This is a genomic window from Fischerella major NIES-592 (assembly GCF_001904645.1).
Classification (GTDB): domain Bacteria; phylum Cyanobacteriota; class Cyanobacteriia; order Cyanobacteriales; family Nostocaceae; genus Fischerella; species Fischerella thermalis.
The window spans coordinates 17,774-38,545 of the sequence record NZ_MRCA01000026.1; the positions used below are offsets into that span (position 1 = coordinate 17,774).

Here is a 20,772-nt window from a genome sequence, read left to right on the forward strand (position 1 = left end):
TAACCAAGCAACTATCAACCACCAACCAATAACTAAAGCTTCAAACCATCTTTTCGCAGTCGCTGGAATGGATCTAAGACAAAATCAATTACTCGTCGTTGACGAATAATGACTTCTGCGGTTGCTGTCTGACCAGGATTCAATAGAATACGTTGGTTGCCATTTTGCAGATACTGCTGATTCAAAGCAATATTTAACTCAAAGCTTTCTTGTTGACCTTGGGGTGTTTGACTAACTTTCGAGTCGGGAGATATCCAAGTAACTTTACCTTGGGCAATGCCATACTCTTGGAAAGGATAAGCATCAAACTTGATCTTGACTGGCATTCCCACCTTCAAGAAGCCACTTTGCTGACTAGGCATCTGGGCTTTAATTATCAGAGGCGTATTTTTGGGCGCAATTTGGGCTACTCTTTGACCAAGTTGTACTACCGCCCCTGGCTTGCTGACTGGCAATTCAAAAATTGTGCCATTAATAGGCGATCGTACTATTCGCTGCTGTAACTGTAACCCTAAAGATGTGACCTGACTTTTGGCTTGAGCAATTTGAGATTCTAAGGTAGTGATTTGTGTTTGTAGGTCTTTGAGTTGTTGCTCATTGTTGAGAATCGCCAATTTACCAGCTTGCAATAAGCTTTGATAATTGCTTTGCTCCTGTTGTAATTTTAGTTTTGCTTGCTCAATTTCAGACTCTAACTGATTTATAGTTGCTTGATAACGACTCTGTTCTTCCGCGAAGCGCAGTTGGGCTTGTTTAATGTCAGATTGAGCCTTTTGGTATAGTTGCTTGCTTTCCTGTTGCTCTTTTTTGAGTTGATCAATTTGAGTTATTGAAACCGCACCATCCCGCAACAACTTACTAAAGCGATCGACAATCCTGGAATCTATACTCAAACGTCCTTGAGCTGATTTTAGGTCATTGTGACTTGTGTGAATTTGTTGCTGTGCTTGGTTGAGTAATGCCTGTTTCTCTAGCTTTTGTAGGTTATAGAGACCCTGTTTTGCTTCCAGGTCTTGTTTAGCCTGGTGCACTTGGGATAGCTTTTCTAAAGCTTGAGATTGGTTCTGTTGCTTCTGGACACTCAGTGCCGACTGGAGTTGGTTTTTGATGACATCATACTGCAACCGTTGATTGAGTAATCCAGTTAGTTTCTCTTGGGCTTGGTGGAGTTCGGTTTGTAAGATATCAGAGTCAAGTTCCAGCAGAATCTGCCCAGCTTGGACAGTATCACCTTCCTTGACTTTGACAGCCTTGACACTACCACTTACCAAGGCATCTAATTTCTGCGTTGAACCTTGAGGTTCTATACGTCCTCTGGCATTACCAGTCTCATCTACTTTGGCAAGTACTGACCAAGGTAAAGCAAGGGCAGTAAAACCTAACAGTGCATACAGAACACCACGAGTCCAAATTCTGGGTAAGGCATCTAGCAGTTCTTCTGTACCATAATGCCAATCTTGAGTCTGTTCTTTAACGGTCGTAAAATCCTGAGTTTGTGAATTGCTTTGCTTCTCATCCCGTTCATCGGCTAGTGCAGATGAGGAATTAGTGTATGGATGTGGCATGGCTATGTTCTCTAGAGATGTGACGAAGTAATACAATTTTGGATTTTGGATTGTGAAACATTTATTGGATAAGCGTTTGCTCCATCGATCGCTATCATTTTTTAGGTATAAGAATTCGGAAGTCAGAACCTAACCACCAACAACCAACAATCAACCTATTTAAGATAGTTGTTGTTGATTCAGGTAGTAGTAGTGACCTTTTTTGGCGATGAGTTCGTCATGAGTACCGCTTTCTACCAATAAGCCGCGATCCAAAACCAAAATTAAGTCAGCGTTGCGAACAGTAGAAAGACGATGAGCAATGATGATACTTGTGCGTTCTTTCAGAATGGTTTTGAGATTGTTTTGAATAATGCGTTCTGATTCTGCGTCTAGGTGGCTAGTAGCTTCATCCAAAAGTAACAAGCGAGGATTTCCCAGTAAAGCGCGGGCGATTGCTAGACGTTGGCGTTGTCCACCGGAGAGCATTCCACCACCTTCACCAATTTGGGTTTCATAACCCAATGGCAGTTGCTGGATAAATTCATCTGCTCCAGCCATTTGTGCTGCTTGGATAATTTCTGACAGAGAAGCATTTGGATGAGCTATGGCAATGTTTTCGCGGATAGTACCCCCAAAGAGGAAGGTATCTTGGTCTACTACACCAACTTGGGAACGGAGCGATCGCAAGGAAATACTAGTGACATCTTGACCATCGATAAATACTTTGCCATCGGTAGATGGATATAAACCCAAAATTAATTTGCTCAGGGTCGTTTTCCCAGAACCACTGCGTCCTACCACAGCTACCATTTGTTCTGGCTGAATTTCAAAGCTGATATTTTCTAAAACGTTAGTCTCACTTTCTGGGTGATAGCGAAAGGTAACATTCTGAAAGCGAATATAACCACGCAGACTATCCAAAGATTTCCGGGGTTTATTTTGTAAGTCTTCTTCTGGTTCTGCTTCTAAGACATCATTAATACGTTCAGTGGAAATAACTATTTCCTGTAATTCATTCCATAGCAGTGAAAGCCTTTGAAAAGGACTGATTACGTTACCTACCAGCATGTTAAAAGCAATTAATTGCCCAATGGTGAGTTCTTGGTTAATAACTAACGATGCTCCGTACCAAAGTAAAGCGGTATTTACAAAGGTTTCAATGACACCAGTAATCACCGAGAGGCGATTGCTGATTACCTGAGCAGTAAAGGCTTTTCTGATTAATTTATTCAGCAGTTCTTCCCAATGCCAGCGCACCGTCTGTTCTATTGCCAAAGAGCGAACAGTACGAATTCCTGTCAAGGATTCAATCAGATAGCTGTTTTCTTCTGCCCCAGCGTTAAAAATCTCTCTAGAGATACGACGCAAAATACTAGTGCTAGCCAGTGCCAAGATAAAAAATGGCGGTACAGTGAACAATACAAACAACGCCATGCGCCAGCTATACCAGAACATCATGCCTAGATAGATTACCAATGTCAGCAAATCCAGCAAAATAGATAATGTCTGACCAGTCAGGAAGCGCTGAATCTTTTCGTTTTCTTGGACGCGGGAGACGATGTCGCCGACGTAACGGGACTCAAAATACGAGAGAGGTAAACGAAAGGTATGTTTGATAAATCCTACTAGTAAGGCAAGGCTAACGCGGTTGGCAGTATGATCCAGCAAGTACTGCCGTACTCCGTTCATGACCACCCGGAACAAGCCAAAAATGATCATCCCCACAGCGATCGCATTTAAGGTGGTAAAGCTGCGTTGTACTAACACCCTGTCTAATAACAACTGGGTGAACACTGGTGTTACCAATCCCAATAACTGAATCAGGACTGAAGCGATGAAGACTTCTAGTAGTACCCTATGGTGAGGTTTGACTAACTCAAAAAACTTCCACAGGCTAGTAGTTTGGTTTTTGGCATCTTTGAGTAGGGCTGTAGGTTGCAGCAACAATGCATAACCAGTCCAACCCGCTTGAAATTCCTTATGGGTGAGGGTGCGTTGACCGATGGCAGGATCACCCACAATTACAACCTTTTTCGTCATTTCATAGACGACGATAAAATGCTTGCCTTCCCAGTGAACAATTGCAGGTAGAGGTTGCTCTGCCAATTTATCAAAACTGGCTTTCACAGGTCGGGTAACAAAACCCAGGCTTTCTGCGCCTGTGGCAATAGCGCGTAGAGATGCGCCACTACGGCTGACGTTGGTCATATCCCGCAGACGATTCACACTAAAGTGCTTGCCCCAATAGCTACCAATCATTACCAAGCAAGCTGCACCACAATCAGAAGCACTTTGTTGGGCATAAAAGGGATAGCGACGGGTCAGGCGTCCCCACCAATGCCCCATTTGCACTTTTGGACTGGGAAAATAAGGGCGTTGTCTTGTTCGGTCTGGCTGTGGTTGTTTTGTAGATGTTTCTGATCCAGGAAAAGGAATAATTTTTCTGTGGCGTTCTGGTTTGTTTACTGGCGGTATTTTTTCCTCATCAATGTCAATTTGTGTTGAATGCGAACCGCCTAATATCTCTAACTGTGGACAGTAATGCAGTGCTGTTTGCCAATTATGACTTTTAAGACAGTAAATAATTGTGGGTGTAACTGCTTGCCAGCTAGTTTGTGTTTTGAGAACACAAACATCTCCTTGAGTTAGCCTTTGACCATCAGCATCTAGCAGTTCTCCTCGATAAAGCAGCCACAATTGCTGATCTTGGTATAGTTCTACGGGTAGGGAGCCAATTTCCAAACTGTGCCGTTCACATAACGATAAAACTTTAAACATTTCCGGCACAGGTATCTGAAGCTGTGATGAGTTTTGGCTATAACTAACCAACAAATCCCAAATTTCTGCTTTTTGATAAAGGCGATCGCCGATTTGAGCAGAACTATGCATCAATCGTTGCAGTATTTCACCCCTGATGAAGCACAATTTTAGGCGATGGGAAGCTCTAGCTACATATAGCTGGAATTCTGCTGTGGGAAACAGGGTTATTTCACCAAATGTTTCTCCTTTCGTCAGAGTGGCGATCAAGTTATCACAGCTATCTAGCAGTCTAACTTTACCTGCCATGACAATATAAATTCCAATTTCACCTTCTGTGGCTTGCCAAAACTGCTTTGCTACAGGTGGTTCTATAATTTCTGCTCCCGCCAAACAGTCCTCTAATTCGTTTGTTGAGAGCATCTCACCGAAAGTTATGGTGAGTTGTTGAGCCACTAGTTGTTGCTCAGAAAACACAGATAACACTCGCTCACCTCCAACAATGAATTTTTTTGGATACCAGCCTATTGGTCAATCACAAAATGCGGGCACACAATTTCACTGCAACTGTTTTTGCAATTCTTATGGTCAAGGTTTCACAGCTGCAAAATTAGTTAGCTCTAAAAAGCTAAGTTAGCAGTACCCTCATAAACTCTGTGTTTCTTAGAAGTTGTGAAATTATAAAATAGACGTCGCTACTAGAAGACATCGATGCTGAACTGACAGGTGGTAGGATATAACCTTGAACATGTAAGCAAAAAGCATGGCTGTTGTAAACTTCAAAGACAACAGTAACTTCAAATCCATTTCTAGCTCTTTGAAATGTTTACTTGGTGTATGGTACTGCACAAGGTTGACTACGATTTAAATCCAAGTCGATCTTATGACCTTGCATTTTTAACTTCACGCCATTTATCATTAGCCATTGGTATTTAATATTCACTAATGACAAATGATTTATGCTGGCGACCAGCAGTTTTGAGAAAGATGTTATTGCATCGAAGTTTACCCAAGTCTAACAAGAGTCTGTCTGTTTTGTAGAAGTAATGCGTGTTTAAGTGCGATCGCTAGTTAGCAAGAGAATTTGCCCTAGCTTAGACAAAAAAATTGATAATCGAAATATTTTTCATAAAACCATTGCAACCCCTATTTTTGTGTTTCAAGACTTTCCTAGTAATCTATCAAAAGACTGAATTACTTAACAAAATATCCTTTTTAGCAAAATGAAACACAACGCTTTTCTAAAAACTTACTGTTGTGCAAAAGTATGAGTTTTCCAAGCTATAGTAATCCGATTTTATCTGGTGAATTTACTCATATAGGCAGGCAATAGGCAACAGGTAATAGGAAAAGCATATGGTCATGCTTAAGCTCAAAATGTACGGATTATTTTCAAAAATCCAATAGGAGTCCTATATACATGTTTGCTATATTTAATTGGTACTTTGTGATGTCACTAAGTTGTTGAAAACTGTATTATTAGCAAAAGTTTTGGCAAAATCAGGAAATTAAATTGATAGAATGGAGCCTTTGACTAAAATACTGCAATAAATAATTCAGTCTCAACTGATAGTTCTTAGCCACTACAATTATTCTGTATATTTATATAATTTTCAATATATTTTTATTAAATTTACAAGACTTGCTTCTTATTGCATTATTTCTTTATCAACTCTTCAAAAAATATTTTTGTAAAATAAGATTTCATAGATTTAGAAAAAAGTAAAAAAAAGATATTAAAGCCTAAAAACAAAACTCTCATTGAGTAAAGTTGTCTAAATTCTTGATTATGAATATTTTTTATTCTTTTTGTCACTTTAATCAAAATCAAGACTGAGAGATTTTGGAATTGACTCATTTCAATATAGCGATCACCATGTAATATCAGTGTTTATCTGGCAAATAATTGAATTTGATGTATCAAAAAATTACAATTTAAAAAACTATTTTGTGTATCTATAATATATCTCAAATGAATCTAGAATGTATCTATGTATATTTCATAAGAATTTAACAAATTCTCTACTTCACTAGCCAACCACTTTTGAAACATATTATTGATAATTTCTTCATATCTTTGAGGTGTTAATTCTGCTGCTATCACTTCTTCAATCATCAAAATATGGTAGCCTTGTTCACTTTTCAACGGACCAATTATGCGTTTAGGAGGAGTTCCTAATACAACCTCAGCGATATTGGCTTGGATAGCCCAACGATAAAATTTCCCTTCATAACCACATTTTTGTCTACGATGCTCATCAATATCATAAATGTGAGCCGCTTCATAAAAACTAATTTCACCTTCTTCAATTTGGTAATAAAGTTCTTGAGCGAGTTTTTCACACGTCACTATTATTTGATAAAGAACTATTTGCTCGAATTCTTGGCGATTTTGGTTAAAAAACTTTTCTACCTCTTTAGCAAACAGTATTTGTGCTAGTTTTGGTGCTAGCAGTTGATTACGAATTCCAATTTCCCAATCATAAGGACTAACAAGTTGCTTAGCCAACCATGTCAATGTATCTACAGCTTTTTCTAAACGTTGTTCCCGACGTTGGCGATCTGCCTCAATTTCAATTTCTTCTGTAGTTACAATTATGCCCCTCTCTTGGGCGACCTTGTTTATAATTCTTTGATATAAAATTTTTTGACATACTTCCCTCAAACTCATTTCACTTTTGAGGTAGTTAATAATTTCCTCAGTAGAAATACCTATTTGAGAAATATCAGTCATAGATTTTCAAGACGGATTTTGGATTACGAAATATTCACGCTTATCAGTCCTTCGGATAAGCTAGAAGGCAAGAGGTGATAAGTGAAGATGCATAGTTCTGAATTCTTGCCTTTATGCCGCAGAGAAAGAAAGGATTCCGATTTAAGTCGGAATTAACAGTACCTAAAAACGACGCTACACACCTATGGAATTTGAAAATTACACTTGTGAGTTTCAAATCCGGAGTTAGGTTTGAGGTAAGTTAATTCAAACCTTTTACATATAAAGGTTTTTAGATATGAGGATAAAGGGTATAGGTGTATAAGAGTTTAGGAGTGTAATAGGATTTCTCAAAAAGAGCCAGTTGAACTTGGTAGCAGGAGATTGGAGGCTCAGCCTCCTAGCTATTGCAACAGGTACAAAATGTAAATTATAAATTAACTAACTTATATACTTTGAAGTCATTTGAGATAAACCAAAACAAAATTATCATCAAGAAACTCTTGATTAATAGACTAATTAGGCATTAAAGAACTGGCTTTCTACTGCTCCACTTTTTCTATCGAAAAAGATGAATTCTAACTGTAGAAAACGCTGAAAATTTTCATACATATCCCCCCACTTACCAGATAGGGCTGTTTGTGTATCCATATACCTTTTGAGGCAAAGGCTTTTTGTCACATGCACACATCTTTAGTTAGGGGAGAATAGCAATAGTTAATTTTGCTATCTAGGAAATAAGCTACAAGTGATGTATTTTCAGTAAGCTAAATTTTCTAAAGTTTCTCGTAGATACCTCTGCACCTGTTGTTCCAGGGTAAGTTTTTGGAATTGAGTATCGCGTTCCAACAACCAGCGCTGGAAACCAGAACTAGCGGCGATCGCATTCTTTAAATGAGTCCAAATTTGAGGATTATCAGATGATTGGCGATCGCCAGAAGTTTGAATTAGAGCCATAGGTTTTTGTCCTTAGTTTTAGCTTAATTGGTAGACTTACTCACATCCTTAATTATGTATACCTCTTACAAATTAAGTAGATACACTTTTGTAGGAAAGGTTAAAGGGTATTATTGCCTGCACTCCTATGATTGTGAAACATTGCCAAACCTGTTGTTATTAAGGCTAATACTTCTATGGCAGCAAATTCTGTTTCATTTGTGACTAAAAGCGACGTTATGCTTACAGTAAATTGCTGAGAACAATAATATTGCTTAAAAACAGCAAAACAGCTTTAATCGGTTTTAACCCTTGCAAATATAAGATTAGAAACCTGGTAAAATTTGCTACGGTGATAGTAAAATTTGAACATAATATCTTCTAATTTAAATTAACTATCATTACTGCCAAGTCAAATTCCCATGGGGGAAAGCCTACATACAATGACAATGAGTGTACGAAAATATCAATCTTCCTACACCCCTACACCTATTTTCAAGACAGTAAAAATGGAAGTTTATAAATTTAATAAAATTAATTTTTGTTACTGAACTAATTAAATTATAGTTCTGGCTTGGGGAAAGGTGATCAAGCCAGAGAGAGATTTGATAAATATGGGTTTGACATGGAGAGTTTTGCTATTAACTTTCCATGTCCGGTGTTTAGCCCAGATACGAAGTGTTCACTTCTTCTCCCAGCCACTGTTTTATCTCGCCGCAGCCGAGAGGGTACGACGCTTAGTCACCATCTGGTAGGCTTCGATGATATCGCCTTCCGTCCAGTCACTGTATTTATCGATGCCAACACCGCACTCAAACCCTGTGTTGACCTCACGGGCATCTTCTTTCATGCGCTTCAGCGAATCCAGAATTCCTTCGTAGACAACTTTACCGCCACGACGTACTCGCACTTTGCAGTTGCGAACCAGTTTGCCAGATTGGACATAACAACCAGCAACAGCTCCGCGACCAACAGGGAAGACAGCACGTACTTCTGCTTGACCCAGAGGTTCTTCTACTAACTCTGGTTCTAGCAGACCTTCTAAAGCACCTTGGATGTCTTCTAGAAGTTTATAGATGATGTTGTATTCTCGTACATCTACACCAGCTTCATCGGCAGCTTGTCTTGCACCACTAGCGTAAGTGGTGTTGAAGCCAATAATAACGGCTCCACTAGCAGCCGCCAGATCAATATCTGTCTGGGTAATTTCTCCAGCAGCAGCCAACAGCAAGCGGATTTGGACTTCGTTTTGTGGAATTTGCTTGAGTGATCCCACAATTGCCTCGACTGAGCCTTGGACATCTGCCTTAAGGATCAAGTTGAGTTCTTTCAACTCGCCTTCTTGAGCTTGAGCTGAGATCCCAGCCAAGGTAACGCGGCCTTGCATGAGGCGGGATTGACGCTGTTTCTCTGCACGCTCATTAGCGAGTGCGCGTGCTTCTTTTTCGTTGTGGAAGACTTCAAACTCATCTCCGGCTGCTGGCACGTCACTTAAACCGAGTACCTCAACAGCAAAAGAAGGAGTCGCAGCTTCTACTTTTCTCGCTCGATCATCGATCATGGCTCGCACTTTACCAAATACCGAGCCAGCCACAAGGATATCGCCTACCCGCAGGGTACCATTCTGCACTAACAGAGTTGCAACCGCGCCTTTGGCTTTATCGAGGTGAGCTTCAATCACTGTTCCCTTAGCAGGACGATCTGGGTTAGCAGACAGTTCTTCTACTTCTGCGACCAACAGGATCATCTCAAGTAGCGTATCCAGATTTTCACCTTTGATCGCACTTACAGGAACCATGATTGTATCACCGCCCCATTCCTCTGGAGTCAGACCATAATTAGTCAATTCTTGCTTAACTCGGTCTGGTTGAGCGCCTTCTTTGTCGATTTTGTTAATTGCAACAACAATAGGTACTTCTGCGGCTTTAGCGTGGCTGATAGCTTCAATTGTTTGGGGACGGACACCATCATCAGCTGCCACAACTAAAATGGCAATGTCTGTAACCCGCGCTCCCCGCGCCCGCATGGCTGTAAAGGCTTCGTGACCAGGTGTATCTAAAAATACTACTTGCTGGACTTTGCCATCATGTTCTACGTCTACGTGGTAAGCACCGATGTGTTGTGTAATACCACCTGCTTCCCCAGCAGCTACCTTGGTATTACGAATTGAATCGAGCAAGGTAGTTTTACCGTGGTCTACGTGACCCATAATTGTCACCACTGGAGGGCGTCTCTGAAGGTTTTCCAGATCTGCCACGTCGATCATTTCTGTGACTTTACGGGCTTCAGCTTCTGGTTGTTGGGTTTCGACTTCTGTACCTAGTTCGTTGGCGATTAAAGTAATTGTGGGAATATCCAAACTTTGAGTGATACTCACCGCCATGCCTTTGAGGAACAGAATTTTGACAATTTCTGTGTCAGCAACTACCAATGCATCAGCCAACTCTTGCACGGTCATCGTGCCTGTGACAATTAGTTTTTCAGGACGTTCGCGCTTTTGCTCCTGTGGGCGACGTTGTTGGTCACGAGCGGCAGCAGGGGCTTTTTTGGTTGGCTTCGGAGCAGCGACAACAGCAGCAGGCTGTGCTGGTTTGCTAGTTTTCGGTTTAGGCGGACGGACGATCGCATTACTGACCGCCACAGCAGCAGCAGCTAGCTCTGCATCTTCATCATCAAGGAAATCTTCTTCAAAGTCCTCGTCATCAACAATAGGCTTGATACGTTTGCCTTTAGCGCCGACTCTAGCCTTACCAGTTTCTTTGACTTCGTCAATTTCTTCTTCCGGCTGCCACTTTTTACCAGTTTTTGGTTGACGTGGAGGTGTGGGACGCTTGAGTTCAATGATTTCTGGAGTGTCTTCTTCTGTCTCTGTTTCTACCTCGTTGACGATCTGTGATTTTGGTGATACTGTCCCAGGTTTTTGTGGTCCTACTGCTGCTGGTGCGGGAGTTGGACGTGTTGGTGGCTTGGGTCTTGGGGTATCTCCGGCAACGGGGACTCCTTTATTGCCTTTTTGCTCCGACTTTGGCTGTCCGGTGACTGGACGCCCTGGTCTAGGCGGCTGTTGAGTGGTCTGTCCAGCCTCTACGTTTGTGCCAGGTTGTGATTTTCCCTTACCTTTGACCTGGTCTCGAGTCTGATCGCGATCGCGCTTCAAGATAGGTCTTTCTGGTTGATGAGGCTGGGGCGTGGTTTGCGGTTTATCCGCAGCAGGCCTTGTGGGTGGAGCAACCAGTTGTGGTTTTTGGGGTTTTTCTGGTTTCGGCTTATTTGGTGCAGGGGAAGTTGATTCTGGTTTTTCCGCTGCCATTTTCTCCTTGGGCTGGTTTGACTTGGGCGTATTGTCTGCGTCTAGAGCAGCAGTTTCTTTGATTGCCTCAGACTGATTTCGGGAAACAGGTCGAATGGGTGCCGTCGGCTTCATGGATGAGACTGGTGTGGCGAAAGGTCTGGGGGGTAACAGAGGGTTAACTTCAGAAGAAGCAAATTGACTATTGGTAGCAGCTGACGCCTCAAGGGCGTTGCCGGGGCTATTTTTAGGTGGTTTTGGTTTGCGAATTTCTAACAATTCTTGTTTTTGGGATGCAGCTGGTCGATTGCGAGATGGTATTTGTGCTGTATTTGGCTTATGACTAATTGCACCATGATGCTCTTTTTTTGACATCTGGTGCGTAGCCGCCACTTTTTCCGCTTGAGAACGAATGCGTTCTGCTTCGGATTCTGTGATGGTGCTGCTATGGCTTTTGACCGCGATATTGAGCTGGTCGCAAATTGCTAATAGCTCTTTGTTATCCAAATTCAATTCCTTTGATAATTCGTAGATTCTAACTTTGCCGTTGTTCATCCACTCTTCCCCTATAATTTACAGTTTTGGCGGATGGATGCCAGCTTTTACGACATCTCCATCCTTTGATTACTGTTTTTAGGTTGCCGTTTTGTTGCCGGTGCCTCCAATTAGGAAAGAGAGATGTTTCGGTTTAAGGCTGGCATCGCCACCTAAAACGATGGTTGACGCCGGACTGCGCGTGGGCGCTACCAGATTGCAATTTTTTATGTTTTTGTTTTGCTGATTCTGAGTCTTCCACAACACATTGAGCGTAAGTCTATGTTTTGAGTGTTGCTTCGCCCCCTTTAAGTATTTAAAGAGCGATTTGCCAGACACCCTATTACTATTTTGGCATTAAATACGAGCATAATAGAGGATGTAGCGATAGCGCTTGGGGTGCGGCTGTCGGCACAATTCCTCTGGGGATGACCGCCTAAGCAGTTAAAGCTCGATTTGATTTGGGAGATTACTTTGGGATAGGCGCTGCCACAATGTTTGATACAGTGTTTCTGGCACTGATGCATGTAGCGATCGCCCGAGTTTGTTTTTTTTCTGAGCTGCACTTAAACAACTCATATTAGGGCATATATAGGCTGAGCGCCCCATGCCCTCATCTAATTGTACCTGCCCAGAAGGAAAGACGCGGACAATCCGCCAAAACTCATTTTTTAGACCCACTTTGTGACAACTGATACAACGTCGATAGTTTGGTTTCATTTAATAATGTTTTAACTATTCTGCATCGCGATCATAAAGTTCGTCTTCAATTTCGTTGTCTAATTCATCTTCTAACTCTGGTTGATTTTCATCTTTCAATTCCTCCTCGTCTAATTCTTCCTGCTCCATTTCCTCAAGTTCTGCGGCGTATTTCGCTCTAGCAGCAGCAAATTTACTATCTTCTGCTGCATGATCATACTTAGCTTTGTCTTTAATATCTATTTTCCAACCAGTTAAACGAGCAGCCAAGCGGACGTTTTGTCCTTCTTTGCCAATTGCTAAACTTAGTTGATCTTCTGCTACCAGGACGTGAGTTTGCCTGGTTTCTGGGTCCATCAGACGCACTTCATCTACTCGTGCTGGGCTCAAGGCATTGGCAATGTAGGTAGCAGGGTCTGGAGACCAGCGAATGACATCAATTTTTTCACCTCGCAACTCGTTGACTACTACTTGAATTCGCGATCCGCGGGCGCCAATACAGGCACCTACGGGATCTACATCCCGATCCAAGGTATCTACAGCAATTTTAGTCCGAGGTCCGACATGACGGGATGGGGGGTTAGCTTCCCGTGCCACTGCGACGATGCGTACGACTTCATCTTCAATTTCTGGCACTTCGTTGGCAAATAAGTAGACTACTAAACCCGCGTCAGCCCGAGATACTAATAGCTGTGGTCCGCGTTGCTGACCTTGAGAAACTTTCTTTAAATAGACTTTGAATGTAGCACCAATTCGATAATTGTCGTTAGGTAGTTGTTCACGCTTGGGTAATTCCGCTTCTACCTCTGGTTGACCAAAACCACTGCTTACAGCCAGGATCACTGATTGCCGCTCAAACCGCAATACTCTGGCTTGTAGAACTGTTCCTTCTAAATCTTGGAACTCTTCTTGAATTAATTGCCGTTGCTGATCCCGCAGTTTTTGCGCCAATACTTGCTTGGTTTGCATTGCTGCCATGCGGCCAAATTCCCCTTGGTCTGGGGTAACATCTAGTACTACTTCTTGACCCAATTGTGCTTCTTCGCCTCCCATGTCTTGCACCTGTTGCAGGGCAATTTCATGGTCGTTGTTGGTGACTTGTTCAACTATTGTTTTAGTCGCAACGACGCGAAAACCTTCTTCTTCTACATCTAGTTGGACATCAAAATTTTCAAAGTAATCTTCATCAAATTGTTTGCGGTCTAAATTTTGGGCGCGACGATAACGTTCATAACCTTTTAATAGCGCTTCTCTAATGGCTGATTGCACTGCCATCCGAGGTAAATTACGCTCTCTACTTATACTTTCAATTAACTCTTTTAAACCAGGTAAACTAACCATTGACATAAGCAATCTCCTTAAATAATTGGGGTTCTGGGATTGGTGATTAGGCACTAGCGAATGAGAAGGCAAGTCAAACTAGGGGAAGAAGACAAGGATCGCCAGGAGAGGAAGACGCAGAGAATTTATCAAAAATATTCTCCCTGTCTCCCTTGTTCTCCTTGTCCTCCTTCCCTTGTCTTCTCCCGATCCCGATCACCGATCCCTGATCACCAATCCCTTTCCCCTCTTCTATCGGCGCTCATCCAATCGCACTTTGGTAACTTGAGTCAGGGGAATTGCGATCGCCCGACCTTTTTGATTTAAATAAACAGATGTTTCATCCCGACGAATTAATTGCCCAGTCCACTCTTGCTGTCCCTCGTAGGGCGGGGAGGTGGAAACTATCACGGGAAACCCTTTGAAGGAAATAAATTCTCTGTCTGTTGTTAATTGTCGGGAGATACCAGGACTGGATACTTCCAAAACATAGGTATCTGGAATGACTTCTGCCGCATCTAGAGTTGCTTCTAAAGCGCGGCTCATCCTTTCGCAATCATCCAGCCCAGTGTCTTGGTGTGGGTTGCGAATGTCCACCCGCAAAACTGGTGGACGTTGGTTGGTGTGAAAAACTACTCCAACGATCTCTAATTCCAGTTCTTCTGCTACTGGTGTGGCCAAATCAATAATTTGTGGGACTAAAGGATGAGTCATGCGACAATTCCAACAAAAAAAGTGGGTGTTTACCCACTTCCTGCGATAGGGATATCTTCCAAGAAGTCTTTAGACGAATCAAAGTTGATTCGCCTCTCTTTGAGTGTAGCGTATTTTTTTTTTGGCGAGAAGCAAGAAAGAATTTGTTGGTGGTTGTTTGTTGTTTGTTGGTGGTTGTTGGTGGTTGTTGGTGGGGTTATTATTGGACTCCTCCCACTCCTCCCAGTCCCCATCACCCCATCACCCCATCTCCCGTGCCTTACTCCCCACGCTCCTCAACTGCCTAGTTTGCTCTAAAATTTTATTAAAATCCTCTTGGGATAGGCGTCTGACGTAGTTCAGCTTGACTTCCTCTAAAAAGTCTACAAGTAAGCTTTGCAGTTCTAGCAGTACGTGTTTTTGTTGTATTTGCTCTCCTAAGGCTTGACTAAAGCGTTGCACTAACTGACTAGAGAGTTTTGCGGAAACAGGATCTTCCACTGTAGTCACAAGAGCATTGTATAGATTTGTGGTGATTTGAGTTGCTAATTGTTGACTCAATTGTGTTTGTATTTTTGTTACTCCAGGCAAGTTTTGCAAGTTGCGGTAAATAGGGGAATTATTTAAAGCACGTTCAAGATTGTGCTGCAAAATAGCCACTATTTCTGGTTGAATTTTAGGCAGAACTTGGTAGACGGTAGTTTGTACTAAAATTGCCGCGATTACTTCTACTTCGTTGACGTTATTTATATCTATATAAGGACGCAAATTCTCTTTTCGCAAAAACCAACTAACTAATTCACCCCGGCGAATAGAACTTTGCACCTGGTTAATCACTCTAACTACAACTATTTCAGTGATTTCTTCTGCAAAATTTGACACAATACCCACGTGGATTTGCTCTCTAATTGGCTGCAAATTTAATATTTGTGCTTTGTCTAAACGAATGATCACAGTTATAGTTCGTAACCAACGCCAAAAAGGTAGTAGTAAAAATAAGTCATACCAGCGCCACAAAATTGCATTCAACCAACTGAAACTGGGATAGCGGCGTTTAATATCATAGCTGCGGATGAGCAATTCCACAGCAAATATGCATACAAAAGGTAAATCAATCAGCCAAAAATAATCAATATATTCACCATTTTCTCCAATTCTCCGATAGTAGTTAGTAGCAACTAAAGGTCTGATTTGCCGGTTAAAAAACATAAATTCATTTGTCCAGCCTTTTTGCACTAAATATTCTTGAGTCCAAAAAATGGCGAAGGCTTTTTTGGCAGATTCTTGGTTCATGTGGACACGCATTTTATTTTTGATTTTTTCCAACGTGCCACTTTTATTAGCTGATGCAAACGGATTATTGACTATCATTTCAACACTAAGACGACGTAACTCAGCTAGCTGGGATTCTGCTTCGGGAGACTGTAACCCAGTTTTACTAACCTGATTTTTCAGTTCATCAATTGTGTTGAGATATTTTTCAGTTTCCCTATGAGGTTCAATACCTTTTACTGGATCATAAGCAGTCACAATTAGCGGTACATATTGTAAATATCTATCCCGCCAAGAAATATAACTTAAATTAAACAAAACTAAGCATAAGTTGATAGTGGCAATAATTGCCATCACTCGTTCAAACCATAGCTTGGAATTATTGAGAGATTTTGAATTAGACATTCTTTCTATCAATATTGTAAGTGGTTATTAGTTAGTAGTTAGTGGTCAGTAGTGAGTCGGTGATTGTAAAGAATCAAATTATCAACAAACAACTAAACTCAACAACAAACACCCAACAACCAACAGCTACCATTAAACAATCTAAATTCTGCTGATTTAAACTTTTTCGCATATCTTGTTTTTAAGTAAAAATACTTTTTCCAGATAAGGATGAAAAAGTTTTTATACAAATTATCCAATTTTAAACTGAAGATAATGCTATTAATCAAAAATCATTAATATTTCAGCCAAAGTATTTATATAAACTTAAAATGCATCTGTTAGTTCTGGTAACATCAATATTTTGCTGGCTTCATAAAAAGGAGTTTGAATTATGTGGTGTGAATTTGGCAAATCAAGCCTGAGTGTAGCTACTGTTTGCATAGTAACAGTCGCAGCAAGTGTAGCGATCGCACAAACACCTACGACAGTACAGCAACAAATCTATACTCCACAGCAATTTCGTAGTGTACTGCAAGGATTAGGCTATAAAGTTACGGTATCAAATGCACCTCTAACAGATGCGGAAACTAAAAAAGCAATTCAAGAATTCCAAAAGGGTTATAGACTGCAACCAGTGGATGGTATAGCCGGGCCAAAAACCCAAGCATTTGCGGCAAATATTGTCAGGATTCTCCAGGCAAACTTAAATCTGGTGGCTAAACCAAATCCTCTTTTACCTAAAAACCCATTTTATGGACCTCAAACCCAATCCGCAGTCAAGCTTTATCAGAAAAAACTACAAATTCCCCAAACAGGAATTGCCGACTTAGCATTGCGGCAGCGACTTGACAAAGAGGCTAAGAGGATACTCCAAAATCCATCAGCAGCGCCGTCATCTACACCACCATCACCTACGGCAACGCCATCACCCACAGCAACCCCAACACCCACAACAACACCAACATCTACACCATCACCCACAGCAACACCAACATCTACACCATCACCCACGGCAACACCAACAGCAACCCCAACATCTACACCTTAGATTTAACACAAGTAGCTGAATTTATTGGTAGTTAGTGGTTAGCAAGTAATTGGTGATTGGTAATAGTATTTTTATTTACTCATTACCAATTACCCATTACCACTAACGCATTTGAGTTGGTTCTTCTAAGGGTCTACCCTTGGGAACTGGTAAAATAGGGCGACGGTCATCGTAAGGCATGGGGATATACTGTACCGTTGGGCGTCCACCTTGTGGTTGGGGATACAACTCCATCAAGTCATAAACTATGCGTGGTAGCCCTACTGTTATGGGCAACCCCATTTCTGTTGCTTCTTCAACTGTGATGGGATAGTCATGAGTGACGCGTCCACTTGTCAAGGCTTGGACGATGTTTTCGATATTTTCTGGCTTAACTTTTTGCCTTGGTATATTGTCTTTTAATAGAGTCCGCACAAAGTTTTGTACTTGTTGCATAGCTTTGCGCGACAAGTCTGCCATAATCAGCGTTTGGTCGTCGATTTCACTGATAGGTTTATCTTCTAAAATCTTCAGAATACTTGCTGCGGGGAAATTTCCAAGTTGAGGATCAACAGGTCCTAAAACAGCATTGGCATCCATAATAATTTCATCAGCAGCTAAAGCAAGCATGGTTCCACCACTCATGGCATAGTGGGGTACAAAAACTGTAACTTTAGACGGATGACGAATCAAGGCTCTAGCAATTTGTTCAGTTGCTAAGACTAAACCACCGGGAGTATGTAAAATTAGGTCGATTGGCACATCTGGTGGAGTCAGACGAATCGCCCGCAAAATCTGTTCTGAGTCTTCGATAGTAATGTAGCGTGATATGGGTATTCCCAGTAAACTAATAGACTCTTGGCGGTGAATCAGAAAAATAACTCTACTTTTGCGTTGTCGTTCAAATTCTTGAAGGGCGCTGAAGCGTCGATATTCAATCTGACGTTTTTGCCAAATCGGTTGAAAAGACGAAAAAAGCAGAAATATCCAAAATAAATCACCGATACCGAAACTCATAGAATTTGAATACTTAAAAATCACAGTTTAACGTCATTATTGTCCCAATTTTTGAGAACCGGCAGTTCTATCTGGAGAAGCAAAAGCATATTGGGTAATTGGTAATTGGTAATTGGTAATTGGTAATTGGTAATAGTTAGTGGTTAGTGGGTACAGACGCGAGGAACATCGCGTCTGTACATTGGTAGTTAGCAGTTAACAGCTTACTACTCCTCACACTCCTCACACTCCACCCTTACGGGAAGCCGCTACGCGTCTACACACCCCTCACACCCCACCTCCCCATCTCCTTTACCTGCACTGCCAAATTTTGATGCTGTCGTCATCACTACCACTTACTAAAATTTGTCCATTTGGACTGTAGGCAACAGATCGGATATAGTTCAAATGGCCAGTTAAAGTGTACGTTTCTTTACCTATACTTACGTGCCAAATTTTGATGGTTTTGTCCCAACTACCGCTAGCTAACCACTCTCCGTCAGGACTAAAAGCAAGTGACCATACTGAGTTAGAATGCCCTGTGAGAGTGCAAATTTCTTGACCTGTACTTACTAACCATAGTTTGATAGTAGAATCAGCGCTGCCACTGGCGATCATTTCGCCATCTGGACTAAAAGCAACTGCATTCACAAAAAAGGAATGTCCTCTGAGAGTGCGAATTTCTTGACCTGTATTGATATACCAAAGTTTGACTGTGTAGTCAGCACTACCACTAGCGATAACTTCTCGATTCGGACTCCAAGCAACAGACCAAACAGTATCAGTATGACCAGCAAAAGTCCGAATTTCTCTACCTGTACTGACCTGCCATAGTTTAATCGTACAATCAGCACTGCCACTGGCAAGCATCTGTCCATTTGGACTGAAGCAGACAGAATTTACGCAATTGCTGTGGTTTCTGAGAGTGCGAATTGCTTTTCCAGAACTAATTAACCACAGTTTAATAGTCTCATCCCAACCAGCACTAGCAAGAATTTCTCCATCTGGGCTGAAGGCGACACTACTAACCATACTGGAATGGCCAGAAAACCAACGTCCAAGGCTACGCAGTAACTTACCACTCTCCAAATCCCACAGTTTGATAGTGGTGTCACTACTACCACTAGCTAAAAGCTGGTTGTCACTATTAACTGCCACAGTTTGCACCATGCTGGCATGGCCTTTGAGAGTGTTTATACATTTCCACTGCCTTTGGCTCGATAAAACAGTAGTTTGAGTGTGTGCTTTGGTAGTGATAATTTGTGTGGGTGGTAAAGATGAATCTTCCTCAAACTCAGAATCTAGTAGATTTAGCCAGTCTTGTACGCTTTGAGGACGCAAATTGGGTTGCAATTCCATACCCCGCAGAATTGCCTGATTTACCTTGTGGCTAAGATTAGGATTGTAGTACTGTGGTGGTTGCAGAGGGATGTTGCGGCGTCTCTCCTCTGCACTAGTTGGTACTATCCCAGTTACCAAACTGTACAAAGTAGCTGCGAGACCATAGACATCAATGTATTCTCCCCGTGGTGCTTCTAATTCGTATTGTTCAGGAGGGGCAAAACCAGGAGTACGATAAACTGTATGTTTCTGTACAACATTGGGAATAAATTCCCTGGCAATGCCAAAGTCAATCAAAACAGCTTCTAATTTACCGTTGCGCAGCATGATGTTGCGCGGCTTAATGTCCCGATGTAGCAAGCCTTTGCGGTGAATCACAGTTACAGCTGCGCCCACTTGCCGTATATAAAGTAGTGCTTCTGTTTCTGGCAGCATTCCTACCCGTTGCAAGCGTTTACCCATGTCTTCACCTTCGATGTACTCCATCACCATACAAGGCATATTTGCTTCATCGAAGATATTTTCTATTTGTACTATGTGTGGATGGCGACACACAGCTAATCTTACAGCTTCATCCCGAAAATCAAGCCTTAATTTGTCTCGGTGCGGTTTCCAGGCAGGGTTATTGAAAATTTCCTCTTTTAAGGTTTTAATTACCCGCGGTTCTCCATGTTCGTTGGTGGCGAGGTAAGTGATACCAATTCCACCCTCACCTAGCTTTCCTTGGATGATATATCGTCCCCCAAACAACCGTTGTCCTGGATTCCAAACCATTAGTAATAATTGCTAAATCTGCTATTTATTTTGACACGACAGCAGCCAACTATGGTTGTAGACACTGGTACTTTTCTGACTTGCCGCTTTATTAAGATTGGGTGATGTGAAAACCTCATTTAAAAAAAAATGATGGTGCCACTGCCCCGTCACCCGCTAATAGGTAATTGGTAAGAACTTATTCTAATTTTTTCCAATTAGCAATTGACAATTACCAATTACCAATTAAATATTACGCTAATCCCTCTAATTTGATTCGGTGTTGTTCCCTCAATTATTAATTTACGTCTAATGTGAATTAACAAAGGCGCTAATAGATCATGGGAAATACTCAACAAACCAATGACCACCCAACCACCCATGAAAGATCCATCTGTGTTATCTGTGTTTATCGGTGTGTATCGGTGGTCGATTTCTAAAAAAACGTTTTTTACGAGGCGCAAGGAATATTGCGTCTCCATATTCAATTCACATCAGGCGTAATTTT

Annotated in this window: 13 protein-coding genes; 1 reads left to right on the forward strand and 12 read right to left on the reverse strand. The window is 41.6% G+C overall.

The window, feature by feature from the left end; all coding sequences use genetic code 11:
• Positions 1–32 precede the first annotated feature (32 nt).
• From NIES592_RS23425 to NIES592_RS23475, 9 genes are all read right to left on the reverse strand, one after another.
• Positions 33–1,565: an HlyD family efflux transporter periplasmic adaptor subunit gene (locus tag NIES592_RS23425; protein WP_073557062.1), complete on the reverse strand. Its 1,533-nt coding sequence runs from the start codon at positions 1,563–1,565 to the stop codon at positions 33–35.
• Between the two features lie 159 nt (positions 1,566–1,724).
• Positions 1,725–4,790 (reverse strand): peptidase domain-containing ABC transporter, encoded by a 3,066-nt coding sequence (locus tag NIES592_RS23430; protein WP_073557063.1) that lies wholly within the window; start codon positions 4,788–4,790, stop codon positions 1,725–1,727.
• A 1,492-nt stretch (positions 4,791–6,282) separates the two neighbouring features.
• Complete coding sequence (locus NIES592_RS23440; protein WP_073557065.1) at positions 6,283–7,038, reverse strand: foldase protein PrsA; 756 nt, start codon at positions 7,036–7,038, stop codon at positions 6,283–6,285.
• 738 nt (positions 7,039–7,776) lie between these two features.
• Positions 7,777–7,974 (reverse strand): hypothetical protein, encoded by a 198-nt coding sequence (locus NIES592_RS23445; protein WP_009458835.1) that lies wholly within the window; start codon positions 7,972–7,974, stop codon positions 7,777–7,779.
• A gap of 685 nt (positions 7,975–8,659) precedes the next feature.
• Positions 8,660–11,797 carry a translation initiation factor IF-2 gene (gene infB / locus NIES592_RS23450; protein WP_073557066.1) on the reverse strand — a complete coding sequence of 1,046 codons (3,138 nt, stop codon included), beginning with the start codon at positions 11,795–11,797 and terminating at the stop codon, positions 8,660–8,662.
• A gap of 423 nt (positions 11,798–12,220) precedes the next feature.
• On the reverse strand, positions 12,221–12,496 hold the full coding sequence (locus NIES592_RS23460) for a YlxR family protein (protein ID WP_062247903.1): 276 nt from the start codon (positions 12,494–12,496) through the stop codon (positions 12,221–12,223).
• 15 nt (positions 12,497–12,511) lie between these two features.
• Complete coding sequence (nusA, locus tag NIES592_RS23465) at positions 12,512–13,816, reverse strand: transcription termination factor NusA (RefSeq protein ID WP_073557072.1); 1,305 nt, start codon at positions 13,814–13,816, stop codon at positions 12,512–12,514.
• 231 nt (positions 13,817–14,047) lie between these two features.
• Positions 14,048–14,509, reverse strand: coding sequence for a ribosome maturation factor RimP (rimP, locus tag NIES592_RS23470; protein ID WP_009458839.1), 462 nt, complete (start codon positions 14,507–14,509; stop codon positions 14,048–14,050).
• A gap of 240 nt (positions 14,510–14,749) precedes the next feature.
• Positions 14,750–16,165, reverse strand: a complete 1,416-nt coding sequence (locus tag NIES592_RS23475; RefSeq protein ID WP_073557067.1) for a hypothetical protein — start codon at positions 16,163–16,165, stop codon at positions 14,750–14,752.
• 373 nt (positions 16,166–16,538) lie between these two features.
• On the opposite strand from NIES592_RS23475, the gene NIES592_RS23480 reads away from it, so the two are divergent.
• Positions 16,539–17,195: a peptidoglycan-binding domain-containing protein gene (locus tag NIES592_RS23480; RefSeq protein ID WP_073557068.1), complete on the forward strand. Its 657-nt coding sequence runs from the start codon at positions 16,539–16,541 to the stop codon at positions 17,193–17,195.
• A 102-nt stretch (positions 17,196–17,297) separates the two neighbouring features.
• On the opposite strand, the gene NIES592_RS23485 is transcribed toward NIES592_RS23480, so the two are convergent.
• From NIES592_RS23485 to NIES592_RS23495, 3 genes are all read right to left on the reverse strand, one after another.
• Complete coding sequence (locus tag NIES592_RS23485; RefSeq protein ID WP_062247909.1) at positions 17,298–18,191, reverse strand: SDH family Clp fold serine proteinase; 894 nt, start codon at positions 18,189–18,191, stop codon at positions 17,298–17,300.
• Between the two features lie 291 nt (positions 18,192–18,482).
• The gene (locus tag NIES592_RS23490) at positions 18,483–20,285 is read right to left on the reverse strand and encodes a serine/threonine-protein kinase (protein WP_073557069.1); all 1,803 of its coding nucleotides are present in this window, start codon (positions 20,283–20,285) and stop codon (positions 18,483–18,485) included.
• A 218-nt stretch (positions 20,286–20,503) separates the two neighbouring features.
• Complete coding sequence (locus NIES592_RS23495; protein WP_073557070.1) at positions 20,504–20,746, reverse strand: hypothetical protein; 243 nt, start codon at positions 20,744–20,746, stop codon at positions 20,504–20,506.
• Between the last annotated feature and the right edge of the window lie 26 nt (positions 20,747–20,772).

Excerpts from the sequence above, each read along its gene's own strand:
- NIES592_RS23425 (WP_073557062.1), bottom strand. The coding sequence starts at position 1,565 with ATGCCACATCCATACACTAATTCCTCATCTGCACTAGCCGATGAACGG.
- NIES592_RS23440 (WP_073557065.1), bottom strand. The coding sequence starts at position 7,038 with ATGACTGATATTTCTCAAATAGGTATTTCTACTGAGGAAATTATTAAC.
- NIES592_RS23445 (WP_009458835.1), bottom strand. The coding sequence starts at position 7,974 with ATGGCTCTAATTCAAACTTCTGGCGATCGCCAATCATCTGATAATCCT.
- infB (WP_073557066.1), bottom strand. The coding sequence starts at position 11,797 with ATGAACAACGGCAAAGTTAGAATCTACGAATTATCAAAGGAATTGAAT.
- NIES592_RS23460 (WP_062247903.1), bottom strand. The coding sequence starts at position 12,496 with ATGAAACCAAACTATCGACGTTGTATCAGTTGTCACAAAGTGGGTCTA.
- nusA (WP_073557072.1), bottom strand. The coding sequence starts at position 13,816 with ATGGTTAGTTTACCTGGTTTAAAAGAGTTAATTGAAAGTATAAGTAGA.
- rimP (WP_009458839.1), bottom strand. The coding sequence starts at position 14,509 with ATGACTCATCCTTTAGTCCCACAAATTATTGATTTGGCCACACCAGTA.
- NIES592_RS23475 (WP_073557067.1), bottom strand. The coding sequence starts at position 16,165 with ATGTCTAATTCAAAATCTCTCAATAATTCCAAGCTATGGTTTGAACGA.
- NIES592_RS23480 (WP_073557068.1), top strand. The coding sequence starts at position 16,539 with ATGTGGTGTGAATTTGGCAAATCAAGCCTGAGTGTAGCTACTGTTTGC.
- NIES592_RS23485 (WP_062247909.1), bottom strand. The coding sequence starts at position 18,191 with ATGAGTTTCGGTATCGGTGATTTATTTTGGATATTTCTGCTTTTTTCG.
- NIES592_RS23490 (WP_073557069.1), bottom strand. The coding sequence starts at position 20,285 with ATGGTTTGGAATCCAGGACAACGGTTGTTTGGGGGACGATATATCATC.
- NIES592_RS23495 (WP_073557070.1), bottom strand. The coding sequence starts at position 20,746 with ATGGAGACGCAATATTCCTTGCGCCTCGTAAAAAACGTTTTTTTAGAA.